This is a genomic window from Superficieibacter sp. 1612_C1, from assembly GCF_015234305.1.
In the GTDB taxonomy this organism is placed as follows: Bacteria; Pseudomonadota; Gammaproteobacteria; order Enterobacterales; family Enterobacteriaceae; genus Superficieibacter.
On record NZ_JADGMI010000001.1, the window covers coordinates 224,821 to 243,773 of the forward strand.

General features: G+C 55.3%; 19 protein-coding genes. 10 read left to right on the top strand and 9 right to left on the bottom strand.

The window, feature by feature from the left end; genetic code table 11:
* Positions 1-7: 7 nt before the first annotated feature.
* Complete coding sequence (cueR, locus tag INT84_RS01115) at positions 8-412, top strand: Cu(I)-responsive transcriptional regulator (RefSeq protein WP_194205290.1); 405 nt, start codon at positions 8-10, stop codon at positions 410-412.
* A gap of 54 nt (positions 413-466) precedes the next feature.
* Here the strand turns inward: cueR and INT84_RS01120 are convergent, their stop codons facing one another.
* The 5 genes from INT84_RS01120 to tesA all read right to left on the bottom strand — a co-directional run bounded on the left by INT84_RS01120 (position 467) and on the right by tesA (position 4,252).
* On the bottom strand, positions 467-931 hold the full coding sequence (locus INT84_RS01120; protein ID WP_176917484.1) for an NfeD family protein: 465 nt from the start codon (positions 929-931) through the stop codon (positions 467-469).
* Positions 928-1,845 (bottom strand): SPFH domain-containing protein, encoded by a 918-nt coding sequence (locus INT84_RS01125; RefSeq protein WP_176917485.1) that lies wholly within the window; start codon positions 1,843-1,845, stop codon positions 928-930. Before INT84_RS01125 ends, INT84_RS01120 begins: the two co-directional genes overlap by 4 nt.
* Positions 1,846-1,916: 71 nt before the next feature.
* Positions 1,917-2,771: a co-chaperone YbbN gene (locus INT84_RS01130; RefSeq protein WP_194205291.1), complete on the bottom strand. Its 855-nt coding sequence runs from the start codon at positions 2,769-2,771 to the stop codon at positions 1,917-1,919.
* 58 nt (positions 2,772-2,829) lie between these two features.
* The gene (locus tag INT84_RS01135; RefSeq protein ID WP_228065781.1) at positions 2,830-3,639 is read right to left on the bottom strand and encodes an SDR family oxidoreductase; all 810 of its coding nucleotides are present in this window, start codon (positions 3,637-3,639) and stop codon (positions 2,830-2,832) included.
* Entirely contained in the window at positions 3,629-4,252 is a 624-nt protein-coding gene (gene tesA / locus INT84_RS01140) for a multifunctional acyl-CoA thioesterase I/protease I/lysophospholipase L1 (protein ID WP_194205293.1), read from the bottom strand. The genes INT84_RS01135 and tesA overlap by 11 nt, the downstream gene beginning before the upstream one ends.
* Between tesA and ybbA the strand changes: the two genes are divergently transcribed.
* From ybbA to INT84_RS01165, 5 genes are all read left to right on the top strand, one after another.
* On the top strand, positions 4,223-4,909 hold the full coding sequence (ybbA, locus tag INT84_RS01145; RefSeq protein WP_194205294.1) for a putative ABC transporter ATP-binding protein YbbA: 687 nt from the start codon (positions 4,223-4,225) through the stop codon (positions 4,907-4,909). The two genes, tesA and ybbA, sit on opposite strands and share 30 nt — an antisense overlap.
* Positions 4,906-7,320 (top strand): putative ABC transporter permease subunit YbbP, encoded by a 2,415-nt coding sequence (gene ybbP, locus INT84_RS01150; protein WP_194205295.1) that lies wholly within the window; start codon positions 4,906-4,908, stop codon positions 7,318-7,320. Before ybbA ends, ybbP begins: the two co-directional genes overlap by 4 nt.
* Positions 7,321-7,531: 211 nt before the next feature.
* Entirely contained in the window at positions 7,532-8,365 is an 834-nt protein-coding gene (locus INT84_RS01155; RefSeq protein WP_194205296.1) for a MetQ/NlpA family ABC transporter substrate-binding protein, read from the top strand.
* Between the two features lie 24 nt (positions 8,366-8,389).
* A complete protein-coding gene (gene sfbB / locus INT84_RS01160) occupies positions 8,390-9,406 on the top strand; it encodes a virulence-associated ABC transporter ATP-binding protein SfbB (protein WP_194205297.1) in 1,017 nt (338 codons plus the stop codon).
* Positions 9,399-10,058 (top strand): methionine ABC transporter permease, encoded by a 660-nt coding sequence (locus tag INT84_RS01165; RefSeq protein WP_194205298.1) that lies wholly within the window; start codon positions 9,399-9,401, stop codon positions 10,056-10,058. Before sfbB ends, INT84_RS01165 begins: the two co-directional genes overlap by 8 nt.
* A gap of 426 nt (positions 10,059-10,484) precedes the next feature.
* Here the strand turns inward: INT84_RS01165 and INT84_RS01170 are convergent, their stop codons facing one another.
* On the bottom strand, positions 10,485-11,201 hold the full coding sequence (locus INT84_RS01170; protein WP_194205299.1) for a YebC/PmpR family DNA-binding transcriptional regulator: 717 nt from the start codon (positions 11,199-11,201) through the stop codon (positions 10,485-10,487).
* Positions 11,202-12,023: 822 nt separating this feature from the next.
* Here INT84_RS01170 and INT84_RS01175 point away from each other — a divergent pair.
* Positions 12,024-12,497 carry a hypothetical protein gene (locus INT84_RS01175; protein ID WP_194205300.1) on the top strand — a complete coding sequence of 158 codons (474 nt, stop codon included), beginning with the start codon at positions 12,024-12,026 and terminating at the stop codon, positions 12,495-12,497.
* Between the two features lie 182 nt (positions 12,498-12,679).
* Here the strand turns inward: INT84_RS01175 and INT84_RS01180 are convergent, their stop codons facing one another.
* The gene (locus INT84_RS01180) at positions 12,680-13,081 is read right to left on the bottom strand and encodes a helix-turn-helix domain-containing protein (RefSeq protein WP_194205301.1); all 402 of its coding nucleotides are present in this window, start codon (positions 13,079-13,081) and stop codon (positions 12,680-12,682) included.
* A gap of 85 nt (positions 13,082-13,166) precedes the next feature.
* Here INT84_RS01180 and INT84_RS01185 point away from each other — a divergent pair, with 85 nt between their 5' ends.
* Positions 13,167-14,102 (top strand): aromatic alcohol reductase, encoded by a 936-nt coding sequence (locus INT84_RS01185; protein ID WP_194205302.1) that lies wholly within the window; start codon positions 13,167-13,169, stop codon positions 14,100-14,102.
* 340 nt (positions 14,103-14,442) lie between these two features.
* On the opposite strand, the gene INT84_RS01190 is transcribed toward INT84_RS01185, so the two are convergent.
* Together INT84_RS01190 and INT84_RS01195 are read right to left on the bottom strand one after the other, a co-directional pair.
* The gene (locus INT84_RS01190) at positions 14,443-15,627 is read right to left on the bottom strand and encodes an MFS transporter (protein WP_194205303.1); all 1,185 of its coding nucleotides are present in this window, start codon (positions 15,625-15,627) and stop codon (positions 14,443-14,445) included.
* 9 nt (positions 15,628-15,636) lie between these two features.
* Entirely contained in the window at positions 15,637-16,623 is a 987-nt protein-coding gene (locus INT84_RS01195) for a zinc-binding alcohol dehydrogenase family protein (RefSeq protein WP_194205304.1), read from the bottom strand.
* A 160-nt stretch (positions 16,624-16,783) separates the two neighbouring features.
* Here INT84_RS01195 and INT84_RS01200 point away from each other — a divergent pair, with 160 nt between their 5' ends.
* Together INT84_RS01200 and INT84_RS01205 are read left to right on the top strand one after the other, a co-directional pair.
* Positions 16,784-17,683, top strand: coding sequence for a LysR family transcriptional regulator (locus INT84_RS01200; RefSeq protein WP_228065783.1), 900 nt, complete (start codon positions 16,784-16,786; stop codon positions 17,681-17,683).
* Positions 17,684-17,806: 123 nt separating this feature from the next.
* Positions 17,807-18,901 (top strand): alkene reductase, encoded by a 1,095-nt coding sequence (locus INT84_RS01205; protein WP_194205305.1) that lies wholly within the window; start codon positions 17,807-17,809, stop codon positions 18,899-18,901.
* Positions 18,902-18,953 lie beyond the last annotated feature (52 nt).

The window sequence follows — 18,953 nt, forward strand, 5'->3', positions numbered from 1 at the left end:
GGGAACGATGAATATTAGCGACGTAGCGAAAAAGACGGGCTTAACCAGTAAGGCGATTCGCTTTTATGAAGAGAAGGGGCTGGTGACGCCGCCGCTGCGCAGTGAAAACGGCTATCGCAGCTACACGCAACAGCATCTCGACGAGCTGACCCTGTTACGCCAGGCGCGGCTGGTGGGGTTTAATCTCGAAGAGTGCGGCGAGCTGGTGGAGTTGTTCAACGATCCTGCCCGCCATAGCGCCGACGTAAAAAAACGTACCCTGGAGAAAGTGGCTGAGATTGAGCAGCATATTGTGCAGCTTCAGGAGATGCGCCAGCAGCTTTTGACGCTGGCGGAAAGCTGCCCCGGCGATGAGGGAGCAGACTGTCCGATTATTAACAATCTTGCGGGCTGCTGTCATCGTCACGGTTAGCGTTGGCGAAAATAGTCATGACAAAAGCTGGCCCAGGAAAGCGCCAGCTTTATCTCAGGCGACAGGAGAAGACGCTCTGACGATCAGCACAATTCCCTCGACCGCCACTACGTCTACCGGGGTTCCCGCCGGAAGATCGGTGTCCGCGCTGACCATCCACGAACTGTCGCCGACGCGCATATGCCCGCGCCCGTTAATCAGTGCGTTATCCAGCGTGAAGCGGCGACCAATAAGCTGCTGTCCGCGCTGGTTAAGCTGACTGTCGGCGGGTTTTTGCTCGCGCACACGCTGTGCCAGCCAGCGCCACCACAGCCACGCGGCCAGCAGCGTCAGCAGGGCGAACATCAGCCCTTGCCACTCCCAGCCCAGCGGCAGCAGCCAGACCACCAGCCCGACGATCACCGCCGCAACGCCGCTCCATAACAGGTAGCCGTTGCCACCGAGCATTTCTGCGGCGAGCAGCAGCCCGCCGAGAGTGAGCCAGAAGACATGTGGATGCGTCAGGATCAGTTCCATCATAGGCGTTTCCGCTCGCTGGCGCTGTCCTTGATAAGTTCACTGATCCCGGCAATCGAGCCCATCAGGCTGCTGGCATCCAGCGGCATCATCACCACTTTACTGTTATTGGCCGAACCAATTTTTTGCAGCGCTTCGGTGTATTTCTGCGCCACAAAGTAGTTCACCGCCTGGATATCCCCGGCAGCGATAGCCTCCGACACCATCTGGGTCGCGCGGGCTTCTGCTTCCGCTGAACGTTCACGCGCTTCCGCCTGCAAAAACGCCGACTGGCGTTCGCCTTCTGCGGTAAGGATCTTCGACTGCTTTTCCCCTTCCGCTTTAACGATCTGCGCCTGGCGAATACCTTCGGCCTCAAGAATATAGGCGCGTTTAGTACGTTCCGCTTTCATCTGGGCGTTCATTGCATCGATAAGTTCGGCAGGGGGGCGCACATCGCGGATCTCGATACGGGTGATTTTAATGCCCCACGGGTTAGTCGCTTCATCGACGATATGCAGCAGGCGCGTATTGATGTTATCGCGCTGGGAGAGCATTTCATCGAGCTCCATCGAGCCAAGCACGGTACGGATGTTGGTCATCGTCAGGTTGATGATCGCCAGCTCCAGATTGCTGACCTCATAGGCCGCTTTCGGCGCGTCAATTACCTGAATAAAACAGACGGCGTCGATAGATACGTTGGCGTTATCTTTGGAGATGATCTCTTGGGAGGGAATATCCAGCACCTGTTCCATCATGTTGATCTTACGACCAATACGATCCATAAACGGCACGACCAGACTCAGGCCCGGTTGAAGGGTAGTGGTATAACGACCAAAGCGCTCCACCGTCCACTGATAGCCCTGGGGAACAATTTTCACCCCGGCAAAAACCACGATGAGCGCCACGAGAATGACGACGGGGATCACAATCAACATTAAGCAAACCTCCTGTTATGACTGACTCACTATATCCTTTATCCGCCGTCGGCTCAGGTCCGGGAACAGACTTAGTACAGCAGCGAATAAAGCTTGCGACGATACTGGCTGGCAAGGGCGTCGCCAGTGCCGAGCGCCGCGAGGATTTCCTGCAACATTTTGCGTGCCTGACCGTCTGCCGCACCAAGGTCTTTTTGCAGATGGCTAAAGAGTAACGCTAACGCCTCTTCATTACGACCTACCTGATGTAGCTGGAGCGCAAGCTGCGAGGCCAGCGCCGCGTCTTCCGGGCTCGCCGCGACCTGCTGCTGAAGCTGCTGAATTTCGGGCGTATCGGCGGCCTGTTTCAGCAATTCAATTTGGGCGACCAGACCCTGATAGCGGGTATCCTGATCCTGAAGCGGGATCGTTTTCAGCACCGCTTCCGCGTCTTCTGAACGATTCAGGGCGATTTGCGTTTCTGCCAGCAGCAGGCCGATTTCGCTATTCTGCCCGGAGAGCTGCCAGGCTTCTTTAAGCAGCGGCAGCGCGTCCGCGTGGTTGCCTTCTTCAATAAGCTGGATCGCCTGCTGCGCTTTCAGCTCTTCTTCACGCGGCAACACTTTTTCCAGCAGCGCACGGATCGCCTCTTCCGGCTGCGGACCCTGGAAGCCGTCGACCGGTTGTCCGTTCTGGAACAGATACACGGTCGGGATGGCGCGCAGGCCAAATTGGGAGGCGACCATCGGCTCGGCATCGCAATCCAGCTTCGCCAGAATAAATTGTCCGCTGTACTGGGCGGCGAGGCTTTCCAGCACCGGTGTTAACTGCTCACAGTGCTGGCTGCGTTCGGACCAGAAATAGAACAGCACCGGGACGGTCATCGACTGTTCCAGCGTCTGTTGCAGGTTCGTTTCGTTAATATTGACGATATTCTGTACGGACATAGTGCACTCTCTATAAGCTATTTTTGTAATACATGGGGGTCAGCGCGTTAGCTTCAACTCACCCCTGCAAAATTTTATCCATCAGGCGGCCCGGCAGCAGGCGTTTTAGCACGTTTACCGCATGGGTCACTAAGGTCACGGGATAGCGCATTTTGGGCCGTTCGCTGGTAAAAGCATGGCGCACTTTCGCCACGACCGCCTCTGGCCCGAGGGTAAAACGTGCGGCAATACCCGGATTTTCGACCGGCTTATCGCTTTGGGTCTGATTAACGTTTTCCGTAAAGCGGGTGCGAATGGGGCCGGGTTCGATCAGGCTGACGTGGATGCCGCTATGGCGCAGCTCCATGCGCAGTGCGTCAGACCACGCTTCCAGCGCGTATTTACTGGCGGCATAGGCACCGCGGCCTGGCGTAGAGATCAGCCCCATTACCGATGACGTCATGACAATCCGCCCCTCGCCGTGGGGGATCATCGCGGGCAGCAGCCGCATGGTGAGCTGATGTGCGCCAAAAAAGTTGGCGGAAAATTGCTGCTCCAGCTGGGTACGGCTGATGGTCGGCAGTTGACCATACACGCCGTAACCCGCGTTATTGAAAATGCCGTACAGGCGATTTCCCGTCAGGGCAATGACCTCGTCGGCGGCACCATCGACGCTCTCTGGCTTATCGAGATCGAGTAAAATTCCCGTCAGCCCCAGGCTATTCATTCGCGCCACATCGTCCGTTTTACGGCAGGCGGCCAGCACCCGAAAGCCCTGACGCTGAAGTTCAAGCGCGCTTTCCAGACCGATACCGCTGGAACATCCTGTTATTAAGACTGATTTTTGCATAACTTTACCTGAGTGCGCCCCTGCAAGATTAAGACTCATGTTTTACTAAAGGAGCCAGCCGCGTCGCCATCCAGTCGGCAATAAATGGCTGCGCGTCGGGGTTAGGGTGAATACCGTCGTCCTGCATCCACTGAGGCTTCTGATAAACCTCTTCCATAAAAAATGGAACCAGAGGAATATCGAATTCTTTGGCGAGCGCCGGATAGATCGCGCTAAAGGATTCATTATACCGACGACCGTAGTTAGCGGGCAGGCGAATTTGCATCAGTAGCGGCTGCGCACCGCCATCTTTAACGCCCTGGAGTATCTTGCGCAGCGTCGCTTCGGTCTGCTGCGGCTGAAAACCGCGCAGGCCGTCGTTGCCGCCCAGCTCCACCAGCACCCAGCGTGGTTTATGCTGGGTAAGGAGCGCCGGCAAACGCGACAGTCCCTGCTGTGACGTATCGCCGCTAATACTGGCGTTAATTACCGTCGTCTGCGGCTGCCATTTTTTATTTAACAGCGCAGGCCAGGCGCTGGTGGCCGCCATACGATAACCGGCGCTAAGACTGTCGCCCAGAATTAATAGCGTGTCTGCTGCGGCAGCGCGGAAGCTTAACAGAGCCAAAAACAGGAACGGCAAATGCCAGCGGAAAACATTGTTGAAGTTCATCGTCTTAAGAAGTCCGTCGGTCAGGGGGAGCATGAACTCTCCATCCTTACCGGAGTTGAGCTGCTTGTCAAACCATCCCAGACCATTGCGCTTATCGGCGAGTCGGGTTCCGGTAAGTCAACCCTGCTGGCGATCCTCGCCGGACTGGACGACGGCAGCAGCGGCGAAGTCTCCCTGCTTGGGCAAGCGCTGCACAAGATGGATGAAGAGGCCCGCGCCGCGCTGCGTGCGCAGCATGTCGGCTTTGTCTTTCAGTCCTTCATGCTAATACCGACGCTCAACGCGCTGGAAAACGTAGAGTTACCGGCATTGCTGCGCGGTGAAAACAGCCGCGAAAGCCGCGCGCAGGCGAAGGCGTTACTGGAGCAACTCGGGCTGGGTAAACGGCTCGATCATCTGCCTGCACAGCTTTCCGGCGGCGAGCAACAGCGCGTGGCATTAGCCAGAGCCTTCAACGGTCGACCGGGCCTGCTGTTTGCCGATGAGCCGACCGGCAACCTCGACCGTCAGACCGGCGATAAAATCGCCGATCTGCTGTTCTCTCTCAACCGCGAGTACGGCACGACCCTGATTCTGGTGACGCACGATGCGCAGCTGGCCGCGCGCTGCGACCGCCGTCTGCGGCTGGTAAATGGTCAGTTGCAGGAGGAAGCATGATTGCCCGCTGGTTCTGGCGCGAATGGCGCTCGCCCTCGCTGCTGATTGTCTGGCTGGCGTTAAGCCTGGCGGTGGCCTGTGTGCTGGCGCTGGGCAATATCAGTGACCGGATGGAAAAGGGACTAAGCCAGCAAAGCCGGGAGTTTATGGCTGGCGACCGGGCGCTGCGCAGTTCGCGCGTGGTGCCGCCGGAATGGATTGCTGAAGCGCGCAAATTGGGGCTGAAGGTGGATGAGCAAATCACCTTTGCCACCATGACCTTTGCCCGCGACACGCCGCAGCTGGCGAACGTCAAGGCGGTGGGCAATCTCTATCCGATGTACGGCGAGCTGCAAACCGATCCGCCGGGGCTGAAACCTGTCGCAGGCACCGCGCTGCTGGCCCCGCGATTAATGGCGCTGCTCAACCTGAAACCGGGTGATTCGATTGACGTTGGCGACACCACGCTGCGCATCGCGGGCGAAGTGGTGCAGGAGCCGGACGCCGGGTTTAATCCGTTTCAGATGGCCCCGCGCCTGCTGATGAACGTTGCCGACGTGGCAAAAACGGGCGCGACAGGGCCGGGCAGTCGCGTCAGCTGGCGCTATAAATTCGGCGGTACGCCGTCCCAGCTTGCCGCCTATGAAAAATGGCTGCTGCCGCAGTTAAAACCGGAGCATCGCTGGTACGGCCTTGAGCAGGATGAGGGCGCGCTGGGGAAATCGCTCGAACGCTCGCAGCAATTCCTTTTACTCTCAGCGCTGTTAACGCTGCTACTGGCAGTGGCCGCCGTGGCGGTGGCGATGAGCCATTATTGCCGTAGCCGCTACGATCTGGTGGCAATCCTGAAAACCCTCGGTGCCGGAGGGAGGCAGCTACGCAAGCTGATTATTGGCCAGTGGCTGCTATTGATGCTGCTTTCTATTGTGACCGGCGGCGTGCTGGGGCTGGCGTTTGAGCAGGTGCTGATTATCCTGCTTAAACCGGTGCTGCCGGTGGCGCTTCCTGCCGCGAGCCTGTGGCCGTGGCTGTGGTCCGCCGGTGCAATGACCACCATTTCCCTGCTGGTAGGTCTGCGACCTTACCGGCTGCTGCTGGCGACGCAGCCGTTGCGTGTATTGCGCCGGGATGTGGTGGCTAATGTCTGGCCGCTGAAAATCTATCTCCCGATCATTACCGTGGTGGTGGTCGCCCTGCTGGCGTGGCTTATGGGCGGCAGTACGCTGTTATGGGCGGTGCTGGCGGGTGCGCTGGTGCTGGCACTGCTGTGTGGCGTACTGGGCTGGATGCTGCTCAACGTCCTGAAGCGCCTGACCATCAATGCGCTGCCGCTGCGGCTTGCGGTCAATCGTCTGCTGCGCCAGCCGTGGTCGACGCTCAGCCAGCTGGCGGCATTCTCTCTCTCCTTTATGCTGCTGGCGCTGCTGCTGGTGCTGCGCGGGGATTTACTGGATCGCTGGCAGCAGCAGTTGCCGCCGGAAAGCCCGAACTATTTTCTGATCAACATTGCCCCGGAGCAGGTTGAGCCGGTTAAGCAGTTTCTGGCTGAGCATCAGGTGCGCCCCTCGACGTTCTATCCCATCGTTCGCGCACGTCTGACGCAAATCAACGGCCAGCCGACGGAGGGTAATAAGGATGAGGCGCTTAATCGCGAGCTTAACCTCACCTGGCTGAGTCAGAAACCGGACCATAACCCGATTACCGCAGGCCACTGGCCGCCTGTCGCAGGGGAGGTCTCTATGGAACAGGATCTGGCGAAACGGCTGGATATTTCCCTGGGCGATAGCGTGACGTTCACCGGGGACACTCAGGACTTCACCGCCAAAGTGACCAGCCTGCGTAAGGTGGACTGGGAGAGCCTGCGCCCCAACTTCTACTTTATTTTCCCGACCGGGGCGCTGGACGGACAGCCGCAAAGCTGGCTCACCAGTTTCCGCTGGGATAATGGCAGTAGCCTGCTGACGGAACTTAACCGTGCGTTTCCGACGGTCAGTTTGCTGGATATCGGCGCGATCTTAAAACAGGTCGGGCAGGTATTGGAGCAGGTCAGCCGGGCGCTGGAAGTGATGGTGGTGCTGGTAACGCTGTGCGGCGTGCTGTTGCTAATGGCGCAAATTCAGGTCGGTATGCGCCAGCGTCATCAGGAGCTGGTGGTGTATCGCACGCTGGGCGCGGGTAAACGCCTGCTGCGGACAACGCTATGGTGTGAGTTTGCCCTGCTGGGGCTGGTGGCGGGAGTGGTTGCAGCCATCGGCGCAGAAACCGCGCTGGCCGTACTGCAAACCCGCGTCTTTGACTTCCCGTGGGAGCCGGACTGGCGCTTGTGGGTTGTCCTGCCGTTTAGCGGTGCGCTGTTGCTCTCCCTGTGCGGCGGCTGGCTTGGCGTGCGGTTGCTCAAAGGCCGGGCGCTGTTCCGCCAGTTTAGCGCTTAGCCCTTGCTATGCGCCGATCGTCGGATCGGCGCATACTGCATCATCCTTCGCCATTCAGTGACACACTTCAAAACATCATGAAATAATTTCAATTACACCGGCTGGCGGAGTGTGACATCTTAGAATCTCCCTGCGTTTTGCGGGTGAAAAATAACAGCGCCGCATTGCACGGCGCATGCAAGACAACACCACATTTTATCCAGGAGAAATTATGGGACTGCGTCACAGCCTCCGCATCGCGGCTGGAACATTATTGCTGGCCTGCGGCTTACAGTTTGCCCACGCCAACAGCGATCCGCACACCATCGTCTTTGGCGTCGCGCCGGGACCTTATGGCGACATGGTAAAACAGGCGATTGCGCCTTCCTTAAAAGAGAAGGGCTATAAAGTCGTGGTGCGCGAGTTCAGCGACTACGTGCAGCCGAATATGGCGCTGTCCAACGGCAGCATTGATGCCAACCTGTTCCAGCACTCGCTCTATTTCGATAAATTTACCGCTGATAAAGGGCTGAAGTTGAGCAATCTTATCAGCGTGCCGACCGCCGGAATGGGCTTTTACTCGCGCAAGATTAAAAGCCTCGACGAGCTAAAAAAAGGCGACGTGATCACGCTGTCTAACGATCCGACCAACCTTGCACGCGGTCTGCGCTTCCTGCAATCGCTGGATCTGATCACCATCAAACCAAATATTGATCCGACCAAAGCCTCCGAGCGCGATATCGCCACTAACCCCAAAGGGCTGGTGTTCAAGCCGCTGGAAGCCGCGCAACTGCCGCGCACCCTTGACGGCGTGACTGCCTCACTGGTGAACGGTAACTTTGCGGTCGCCGCGGGGCTGGATCTCTCCAGTGCCATCAAGCAGGAAAATCTTGATGAGAACCTGAAAAATATTATCGCCGTGCGCACTGAAGATGCGGACAAACCGTTCGCGAAAGATATTGTCACCGTGGTCAAATCACCGGCTTACCGTGCGGTGATCGACGATCCGAAAAATATCTACAGTGCGTTCCAGAAGCCTGAATGGATGACGGCGGAAAAACAGTAACGGCGAGTATTTCTGAGGTTTGGCATGATTGAAATAGAAAAGGTCTGCGTCGATTTTACCGCAGGCCGCGGCCCCTCCACCCGCGCGGTGGATGAGGTCAGTTTACGTATCGCGCCCGGTGAGATCTTTGGCATCGTCGGCACCAGCGGCGCGGGCAAAAGCACCCTGTTGCGCACGCTGAACGCATTAACCCGTCCCAGTCAGGGCCACGTTAAGATTAACGGCGTGGAGATTTCGGCGCTGGAAGGTCAGGCTTTGCGTAAGGCACGTCAACGCATCGGGATGATTTTCCAGCATTTTAACTTAATGCACACCCGTACCGTGGCGCAAAACGTCGCCTTCAGCCTGAAAGCCGCGGGCTGGGAGCGCAGCAAAATTGCGCCCCGCGTGGCGGAGATCCTCGCGCTGGTCGGTCTGGCAGATAAAGCGAACCGCTTTCCGGTACAGCTCAGCGGCGGACAAAAGCAGCGCGTCGGCATTGCCCGGGCGATTGCCAATCACCCGGACGTGCTGCTTTGCGATGAACCTACCTCGGCGCTGGATCTGGAAACCTCTGCCACGATCCTCGCGCTGTTAAAGCAAATCAGTCAGCAAATGGGTATTACCATCGTGCTGATCACGCATGAAATGGACGTGATCAAGACGATCTGTGACCGCGTGGCGGTGATGTCTGGCGGGAAAGTCGTGGAGGAGGGCGAGGTCTTTGATGTGTTTGCCCATCCGCAGCATCCGTTTACGCAGCAACTGGTCTCGCATACCCTCAACCTGGACCTGCCGGAGCGACTGCGTCAGCATTTGCCGGGGCAATTGCTGAAAATCCTGTTTATCGGGGATTCTGCCGAACAGCCGGTACTTTCTGAGGTGGCGGTCAAATTTGGTGTGGCGGTGAATATTCTGCACGGCAAAATTGAATATATCGCTGAACGAGCGCTGGGCATTCTGGTGGTGCAGCTTACCGCCCCGAATGATCCCGCTGCCGTGGACGCGGCGGTGGAGCATATTCGTCAACGCACCGCGCAAGTGGAGGTGATCCGTGGATGACATGTTGCCTGATTTAACCCTGGCGTTTAACGAAACCTTCCAGATGCTCAGCATTTCGACGGTGCTGGCGATTGTCGGCGGCCTGCCGCTCGGCTTTTTAATTTTCGTCACCGACCGTCATCTGTTCTGGCAAAACCGGTTTGTTTATCTGCTCAGTTCGGTGCTGGTGAATATTATTCGTTCGGTGCCGTTTGTGATCCTGCTGGTCCTGCTGTTGCCGCTTACCCAGTTTCTGCTGGGCAATACCATCGGACCGATTGCCGCCTCCGTTCCCCTGTCGGTGGCCGCGATTGCTTTTTATGCCCGTCTGGTGGACAGCGCGCTGCGCGAAGTGGACAAAGGCATTATCGAGGCGGCGGAAGCGTTTGGGGCCAGCCCGATGCGCATCATCTGTACCGTGCTGCTGCCAGAAGCCAGCGCCGGGCTGCTGCGCGGCCTGACCATCACTCTGGTGAGCCTGATTGGCTACTCGGCGATGGCCGGAATTGTCGGCGGCGGCGGCGTGGGCGACCTGGCGATCCGCTACGGCTACTACCGCTATGAAACCGAAGTCATGATTGTCACCGTGGTGGCGCTGATTATCCTGGTGCAGATTGTGCAGATGCTCGGCGACTGGCTGGCGCAGCGGGCAGATAAGCGGGAACGGCGTTAAAGAAACTAGCTGGCCGAAAGGGTGATTCGGCCAGCTAGTTTTTAAAGCATTTAATTTTTTACAAGGAGTCAGGAATGCCCGATTCCTGTCGCTGACGCTGAGTTACTGCCTGCGGTTGATGACAAAGCCGTTGGCTATTGTATACACTGCTATGCCGGGTGGCAGCTTCGCCTTACCCGGCCTGTGAAAACCATCAATATCAAAAGCTTATTCTTAATCCGTAGGCCTGTACAAGCGAAGCGCCGCCAGGCATCATTCCACGGTATGACGTTTGTCAGTAGTCTGGGGCTGGGTACTGTCGCAAACTTGCACGCCATTTTCCCCTTCATATTTTTATAATCAATATATCTGGCTGGACTGCTATTTTTATAACAAATTTATAAAATTAAAAAATCTGCCATAATGACAGATTTCTTTAATTTATAATTAGAGATTTGCGACGTTATGATATACTTTTTGGACATCATCGTCATCTTCAAGGGCATCAACAAGTCCTTCAAAGATTTCTAAATCTTCTGGTGAAAGTTCAATTTCTGATTGAGCGATCATTTCTAATTCGGTTGTTGAGAATTCAGTAATTCCAGCTGCTTTCAGAGCTGCAATTCCTTTATGAAGGTCTGTAGGTTCGGTATAAATAACGATGTTTCCTTCTTCTTCGGTCACATCACGAACGTCAACTTCAGCTTCAAGCAAAATTTCAAAAATATGGTCAGGGTCTGTTCCTTTAAATACAATCACCCCGGTGTTGTCAAACATATAGCTGACAGCACCCGCCGCACCGATATTCCCGCCTTTTTTATTGAAAATCATGCGAACGTTAGCAATGGTACGGTTAACATTTGAAGTCAACGTTTCAACGATAATCATTGAACCACTTGGTCCAAAGCCTTCATAACGCCCCTGGACGAAGGTTTCATCTCCGCCACCTTTGGCTTTATCAATGGCTTTATCAATAACGTGCTTTGGAACTTGTGCCTGTTTCGCACGTTCAATAACGAACTTTAACGCTGAGTTTGATTCTGGGTCTGGTTCACCTTGTTTAGCCGCAGCATAGATTTCTACACCGAATTTTGCATATATATTAGACGTTGCACCGTCTTTAGCCGTTTTTTTAGCAACAATATTGGCCCATTTACGTCCCACTGGAACAGTCTCCTGGATAATTTATTTACATTACTAACAGGTTAATAACCTGCATGTTTTTCCGCCATATTATATCATAACATGTAAATTCTCGTCTATGAGAAATAAAAACATCTCAATTTTACGGGGTGTGACTTTAATTTTATTAATGGTTGATAGTGTGGGTAAACTATTTCCAGTTTTTTTTCTGGTTCTTTTATTTTTATTCTTAATAATTGAGCCGCAGTAATAATACATAATACAAGAGAAACAAAAGTAATAATTCAGGCCGAAACATCTGTTATTAACGTTGCCGCTGAACTGCTTACAGAGCGCTACAGGCTATGGTGCGCAGCGCCTTATTGAGAGTGTTTTCGCTGATCGGCTTACGTGGAGTGAGGTCACAGGGAAACCGTTTTAGCTATAGGGCAGAACTGTCTATCGGGACCAGTTAATGTAGTAAGCACGTAGCTGCTGGTCTTGACGGTTACACTCCCGGATGCGTTACGCCAGGATCTGGCCCGGCAATCAGGTGCGGTCCACATTCGTGAGCCTCTCAATTCCGTCATTTCTGCTGTCTCAGACCTTTCATCTATACTGACTATTGCAGTGGAAATTTGCACAGGAGGCCGCGCCGTGGTCAACGTTCTCATTGTGCTGACAAAGCAAGAAGCGCACAGACTGCAAAAGATACTTAAGGCATAGCAAGATGCAACTCAGTGCTCAGAGGAAAAGCGTTTAAATAACGTGAACATGTCAATGCGCTGATTAAACCGGGAGTTCCTGGCTTACACCCCAGAAAACTTAAAAATAATAAAATTCTATTTATCCGGGAGATAAAGAATGAAAATAAGTAAGTTTGTTTATTCCGCCTTAATCGGCGTTGTCGCCAGTTGCCGTTCTATGACGCCGATGGCGGCCCTCGCGGCAGCGCGCCTTGCCAGACGCGATACATCGGGCAGTCTCAAGCTGCTGGACCTTCCGCTATTCAAATATGGTGCGTTAGCGATGGGAGCAGGTGAGCTATTGGGCGATAAGATGAAGTCAGCGCCAGACCGCACCGTGTTTTTGGGTTTATCAGCACGTGTAGCCAGCGCAGGAATTGCGGGTGCCGCGTTGGCACCCGCGGGAGAAGAAAAAACCGGCGCAGCGATCGCTATCTCTGCTGCTGTGCCACTTGCCTATGTCACATTAGCGGCACGCAAAAAAGCCATGGCAGAAATTGGGCAGACCAGAAGTGGCTTGATTGAAGATACGCTCATCGTCGCTATCGGTGCGGCGGTTGTCTTCCTCGCAACACGGCCAAAACGTATTTAAATGTTCTCAGTCACGCCATAATGAAGAGCTCAGCGACTGCTCCTGGCACAGAGTGGTCGAAGCGAAAACGGATCTATCGGCTCCTGGCGCAGGCTGCATCACGATGCAGCCTGCTGCTTGATGAGAGTTTCAACATTCATAAATCCCTCAGGTTTATTTTTGCCATATTGTCACCAGAAGATTCAATCACCGTCATACTGGGCTCTTGTTTCCCGGAAATAGCTGGCGGATGTGATAATCCAGGACCACAAAGGCAGCATCCGCAGAAGCATTTCTTTTCCCATATCTGTAATCGCATAAACCACCCGGGGCAATTTTTCCTCATAATCATAGCGGGATATCAGCCCGTCCCGCTCCAGATGGCGTAGCGTTCGTGTCAGCATCCTTTGAGTGACATCCGTAAGGCAGCGGCGTAACTCTCCGTAGCGAAGAGGCCCGCTGGTACCAAGAATATGCAGCACGCCCAGCGACCAGCGATTACCTGCATGAGCCAGGATCTCACGCTTCAGGCCCTCATCATCGTTGCTTAATTCCTCACAAAATTCTTTGGAAAATTGCAACAGCGCTTCCCGTTCAGACGCCATATCACCTCCGGTATCATGCGTGTGCCTAATTGAACCCGACCATGTCAGCTGTCAGGATGACCTTTTAATACAACAGGACGCAATAATGAATACCGAAAAAAAACCTAAATATACTGTTCTGATACTCGGTGCAGGCGAGCTTGGTATACAGGTATTGAGAGCGATGAGCAGTAAAGTGCAGGAACATACCGATGTAAAAATTAGCGTGTTACTCAGAAGCGAAGCCGCTCACGCCGTTTCTGGTTCGCGCAAGACACGGCTGGATGAACTAATGAGGCTTGGAGTCACTGTGGTAGAGGGCGATTTGCAGGAAAACAGTGTTGATGAACTGAGTGCGCTATTTGCTGCTTTCGACGCCGTCATCAACTGTAGTGGTTTTGTCAGCGGACCGGGAACGCAAATAAAAATTACGCGGGCGGTATTGAAAGCGGCTGTAGCCCGCTACTTCCCATGGCAGTTTGGTGTCGATTATGACGTAGTAGGTAAAGGCAGCGGGCAACAAGTCTGGGATGAACAGCTTGACGTTCGCCACCTTTTACGCCAGCAAAATGCGACAGAGTGGGTCATTGTATCTACAGGTATTTTTACCAGCTACCTGTTTGAACCCGGTTTTGGCGTGATTGACGCGCAAAGTAAAACCGTCTGTGCGCTGGGAGACTGGCAGTACGCGATAACGCTGACCACGCCTGAAGATATCGGCCAACTGACTGCGGACATTTTCTTCCATCAGCCCACGTTGCGAAACGAGATTGTCTATATTGCAGGTGATACGCTGACTTATAGTGAGCTTGCTGATTTAATGCATGCTCACTGGGGCACTGACGTAAACAAAAAATTACTGGACGGGCAACAGCTTCAGGATGATATGCAGCGCAATCCGCAAGATGTCGGTGCAAATTACCGACTCGCTTTCGCACGGCCAGACGGCGTAGCCTGGAGTAAGAGCAATACTTACAATCACCGTAAGGGAATTGCAACTATAACGGCAAGTCAGTGGCTGGCAAAACAGCACGGGGTATAGCACTCCGGTAATGTTAAGTACAATTAACAGCGGTGCAGATCAAAATCAGATGCCAACGTCGTTACTCTCTGTTGTTCTTATCTTCAGCGCAAAAAAAGTCTCTGCAGTTTTGCTGACATTGTGGTTTACCCATCTATCCAAAGAGCCAGAGCTTAAAGTGATAGCCCTGATATAGTCAGGGCCCGCCTTTGCCCTGAATCAATTTTTCAACGTCTGGTTGAATTCACAGCACGAGGCGGACGAGCCAATTGAGCATAAGGTCCGCAGTGAGCGAGAAGCGGACATTGGCATGAAAAAAAGCCCCGGCGTTTAAGCTGAGGCTGTTAATTAAGCATGCGGCTCAATTCCGGCAGTTAAGGGAACAGTCAGCTTTCGTTCTGGCCGTCCATCCATACAAAATCATCAGACTGAACAAAATTAAGGCAGTCCCACTGAAAAAATCCATCTTGGTGCTGAGGTTGTCGACGATCACGCCACCGGCTGCCGAGCCTGCGGCTATAGCGACCTGAGCCGTGAAAGTGAACATCGCTGAACCTGCCTCAATCAGCTCGCCAGAGGCCTTGCGGTTATTAATATTCAGGCAAAGTGGTAACGCGCCCCATGCGGCTCCCCACAGCAGCACTCCCGCAACCAGCCATGCCGTACTGTGCCCTGCAGCCATCAGCAGCAGCGACACCACCATAACCAGCAGTGCTGTTGCCAGCGTACTTTTCAGGTGACTGCTGACAAAAGCAGAAGCCACAAAATTGGATACAAAGCCTGTTACGCCAAAGCCCAGCAGGCTCCAGGTGATTATGGCCGGCTCAATCCCGGCCTCAGCGAGCAGTGGAGCCAGAAACGTATAGGTGCCGAAGTGCGTACCAAAAATCAGTAAAATCAGCACAATACTTTTTCTCGCCTCAATGAGGCGAATAAAATTCATCAGAGAGGCAGGGCGCAGTTTGTCTTCAGCCGGCACTGACGGCAGAAAGATAAGCTGCAGGACAAGCGGCACGACGGCAATCAGCGCAGCGGCCATGAATGCTGTTCGCCAGTCGAAAAGGCCGGCGACAAACGTGCCGAAAGGCACCCCCAGAATCATGGCCGCCGTGACGCCGCCAAACACGGCCGCAATGGCCTTACCGGCGCTGTCCTGGCTGACGAGCCGGCCCGCAACAGCCAGCCCCATGGCCCAGAATGCACCAAGGCTGATACCGGCCAGCCCACGGCTCAGCAGCATGATATGCCAGTCCGGCGCCCATGCCGACATTGAAGCCGAGATAAGCAGCAGAAAGGAGAGCCCGATAAGCAGCCATCGCCTGTCCGCTCTGCCCGCCGCCATCATAACGCCCGGCGCAGCGACCGCGGCGAGCAGCCCCGGCAGGGTCATCATCAGTCCCGCCTCACCGGTTGTGATCCCATAATCACCCGCCACGTCGGGCAAAAGCCCGACCGGCAGGAACTCTGTGGTCACCGAGGCAAATGAACCCAGCGCCAGCGACGCAACGCCTGCCCACCCCCGGTTTTTTAGTCTGGTATTTTCCATATTCCGCGCTTATTTCAGGTTAACCGTAATGGAGCCGACCGCCTCACGCGACGTCAGACGTGCGTACCCTTTCTCAAACTCATCTGTGGGCCAGGTGCTGTCTATCATCGGGCGCACCGCTCCCCTGAAGGCCAGCTCGCTGAGTTTTTTCAGTGCCTCAACAGACTGCTCGCGGGTATCCGCATGAAGAGAGTAACCCTCGATAACTTTTTCAGAGGCGATAATGCTCAGCAGGTCAATTTCTGCTTTTCGCCCAGCGGTGAAGCCAATCGATACAATCCGGCCGCGCGGACGCGTAGCGTCAAAAAGCTTGCTGAAAATGGGTCCACCAACCGGATCGAACGCATGGTCGGCCCCCTTGCCCCCGGTAAGCGCATTCACCTTCTCCGTCACGTCCTCTTTCGTCCAGTCAACCGCAGCAAAGGCGCCGGCCTGAAGCGCCAGCTCCGCTTTTTCTGCGGACGACACCAGAGCAATGACTTTGACGTTGAGCGCGCGGCCGATCTGCACCAGGGCGTTGCCGACCGATCCCGTGGATCCGGACACGAGCGCGTATTCTCCCGCCCGTACCTGCGCGGTGCGGGTCAGGGCATTGAGCGCCGTCAGGTAGTTGACTGTCAGGGTGGCGCCTTCATCGAAGCTCATTGCGTCCGGCAGCGGCATCAGGCGCCAGTCATCCACGACCACCCACTCCTGAAAGAGGCCGTCCCGGGTCACACCTAAGTCATTGCCGCCAAAAATCGCCACACGGATACCTTTGTCCAGCGTGTCGCTCTCTTCGACGATGCCGGCACCCTCGTTTCCCAGCACCAGAGGCACCGGCGTGTTGCCAAAGCCCCCCGTGCGGATGGTATTTGACAGCTGATTAATGGTGGCGGCCTGCATTCTGACAAGAGAGGTGCCCGGACGGCGCTGCGGCAACCGACGCTCTTCAACGCGCATTTCTGGCGGGGCGTCGGCTTTGAAGGTCACAATCGCTTTCATGATGTTCTCCATGGTTCTCCCGGCACTGCCGGGCAGATTAGAAAATAATGCTGCAGGTAGTGAGTACCGGTGCAGCAGTAACGTATAGCGATCAGGATAAGCGCTGTGACTGAAAGAAAAAGTGTACTAACCTGTCATCTGTGTCCATGTGTATGGATAATCACTTTGGTGAATGAGTAAGATGAATCAGCTTCTGGCTATGCGCGCCTTTGTACGGGTTGTTGAGGCGGGCTCGTTTAATCGCGCCGCCGATCAGATGGGAATGCCGCGCTCCAGCCTGAGTAAACTTGTCAGCGATCTTGAAAAACATCTCGGGACAAAGCTTATTCACCGAACAACCCGAACCATTTCCGTGTCGGCTGAAGGTTTTGAGTATTTTCATCAGGCTGAACGGGTCATCGCCGCGGTGGACGCCGCCGACACGGCGGTCCGGGGGAAGAAACACAAGCCGGGCGGGCATCTGCGTATTGACGCGCCCGTTTCATTTGCCCATCGACTGCTTATTCCGGCCCTGCCGGACTTTCATCGCGAGTACCCGGACATCACCCTTTCGCTGGGCATCAACGACCGCACCGTTAACATTGTGGGTGAGGCCGTTGACTGCGCCATCCGCGCCGGCGCGCTCAGCGACATGACCATGATAGGACGTAAGCTCTTTGAGCTTGATTATGTCACCTGTGCCTCTCCTGATTACCTCGCGCGTCACGGCGAACCGACGTCGCCTGAGGATCTGCGGGATAATCACCGTATCGTAAGCTATTTCTTTGCGGCAACCGGTAAACCGGAGCCGCTTGTCTTCACCGCAAACGGTGACACGCAGGAAATTTACGCCAGCCAGTTTGCGGCAAACGAGGGGGACGGTGTGATAGATATGATCCTGGCAGGACTGGGCGTTGGTCAGCATCTCCGGCGCTTTGCTCAGCCGCACATTGACGCCGGTGACCTGATCCCGGTACTGACCCGCTGGAGCCAGCCTCGCCTGCCCTTTCATCTGGTGTACCCGCCTAACCGCCACCAGAGCGCCAGACTGCGCGTGTTCGTGAACTGGATGATCGAACGATACAGTACCTGACCGGCCGGAGGTACACCTCGTGATTATCCATCGGCATGAACACAGATGTCAGCTATACACACTTTTTCTGTCCTGCTGACTGAGTATGCTGATCCCTGATATCACTTCTTATCAGGAACAGCTATGAACGCTTTATTTACGCCGCACGCTCTCCCGGCGCTGGAACTGCCTAACCGCATTGTGATGGCGCCCATGACGCGTTCCCGCGCCGTAACGGAAAGTCCGGATGACGCCACCGCAGAATATTACGCACAGCGCGCCTCAGCAGGCCTTATCATTACCGAAGGGGCCGTCATTTCTCCGGAAGCCCGCGGCTATCTCTGGACGCCGGGCATCTATACCACCGGACAGATTGCCGGCTGGAAAAAGGTCACCGACCGGGTTCACGCCAAGGGCGGGCGCATATTTGCCCAGCTGTGGCACGTTGGCCGCATGTCGCATACCTCGCTGCAGCCTGACGGCCAGCTGCCCGTCTCTTCCGTCTGCTCCCGGTCGCTTAACTGGCCCGTTTTTGCCTGGGATGAAAACGGCCGTCCGGCTCAGGTCACCGCCAGCCCCGCCCGTCAGCTGACCGTGGATGAAATTCATCGCATCACTGATGAGTTCGTGCTGGCGGCCACATCCGCACAGGAAGCGGGTTTCGACGGCGTGGAGCTTCACGCTGCAGGCGCCTATCTCTTCGATCAGTTCATTAACGGCGGTATCAATACCCGCAGCGACAGCTATGGCGGAGCGGAAACGCATAACCGCCTGCGCTTTTTGCTGGAAACCGTGGATGCGGTTGTGGCCGCGACAGGCCGGGAGCGCGTCGGCGTGCGTATTTCTCCCGAGGCGCGCATTCACGACGGTCCGGGGTATGAGGACGAATTCAACACCTTCGTGACCCTGGCTAAAGCGTTGTCTTCACGTGGCATTGCCTACCTGCACATCAATGAAATGGGCACCAGCCAGCGCATGCTTGACGCCGTTCGTCAGGCGTTCAGCGGCACGCTGATACTGGCGGGCGAATATACCCGCGAAAAAGCGCTGGCGACACTGGAAGCCGGCGGTGCAGACCTGATCGCCTTTGGCCGTCCCTTCATCGGCAATCCGGACCTGGTGGAAAGGTTCCGCAATGACTGGCCGCTGACCGTTGCAGATCGTGATACCTACTACGGCGGAGACGAGCACGGCTACACCGACTTTCCGCCGTTTCAGAAGAGTGAACAGCGCGGCTGAAGATATCCGGGTGCGCCTTCAGGCGCACTTCTTATAGTGAATCATCAACGAT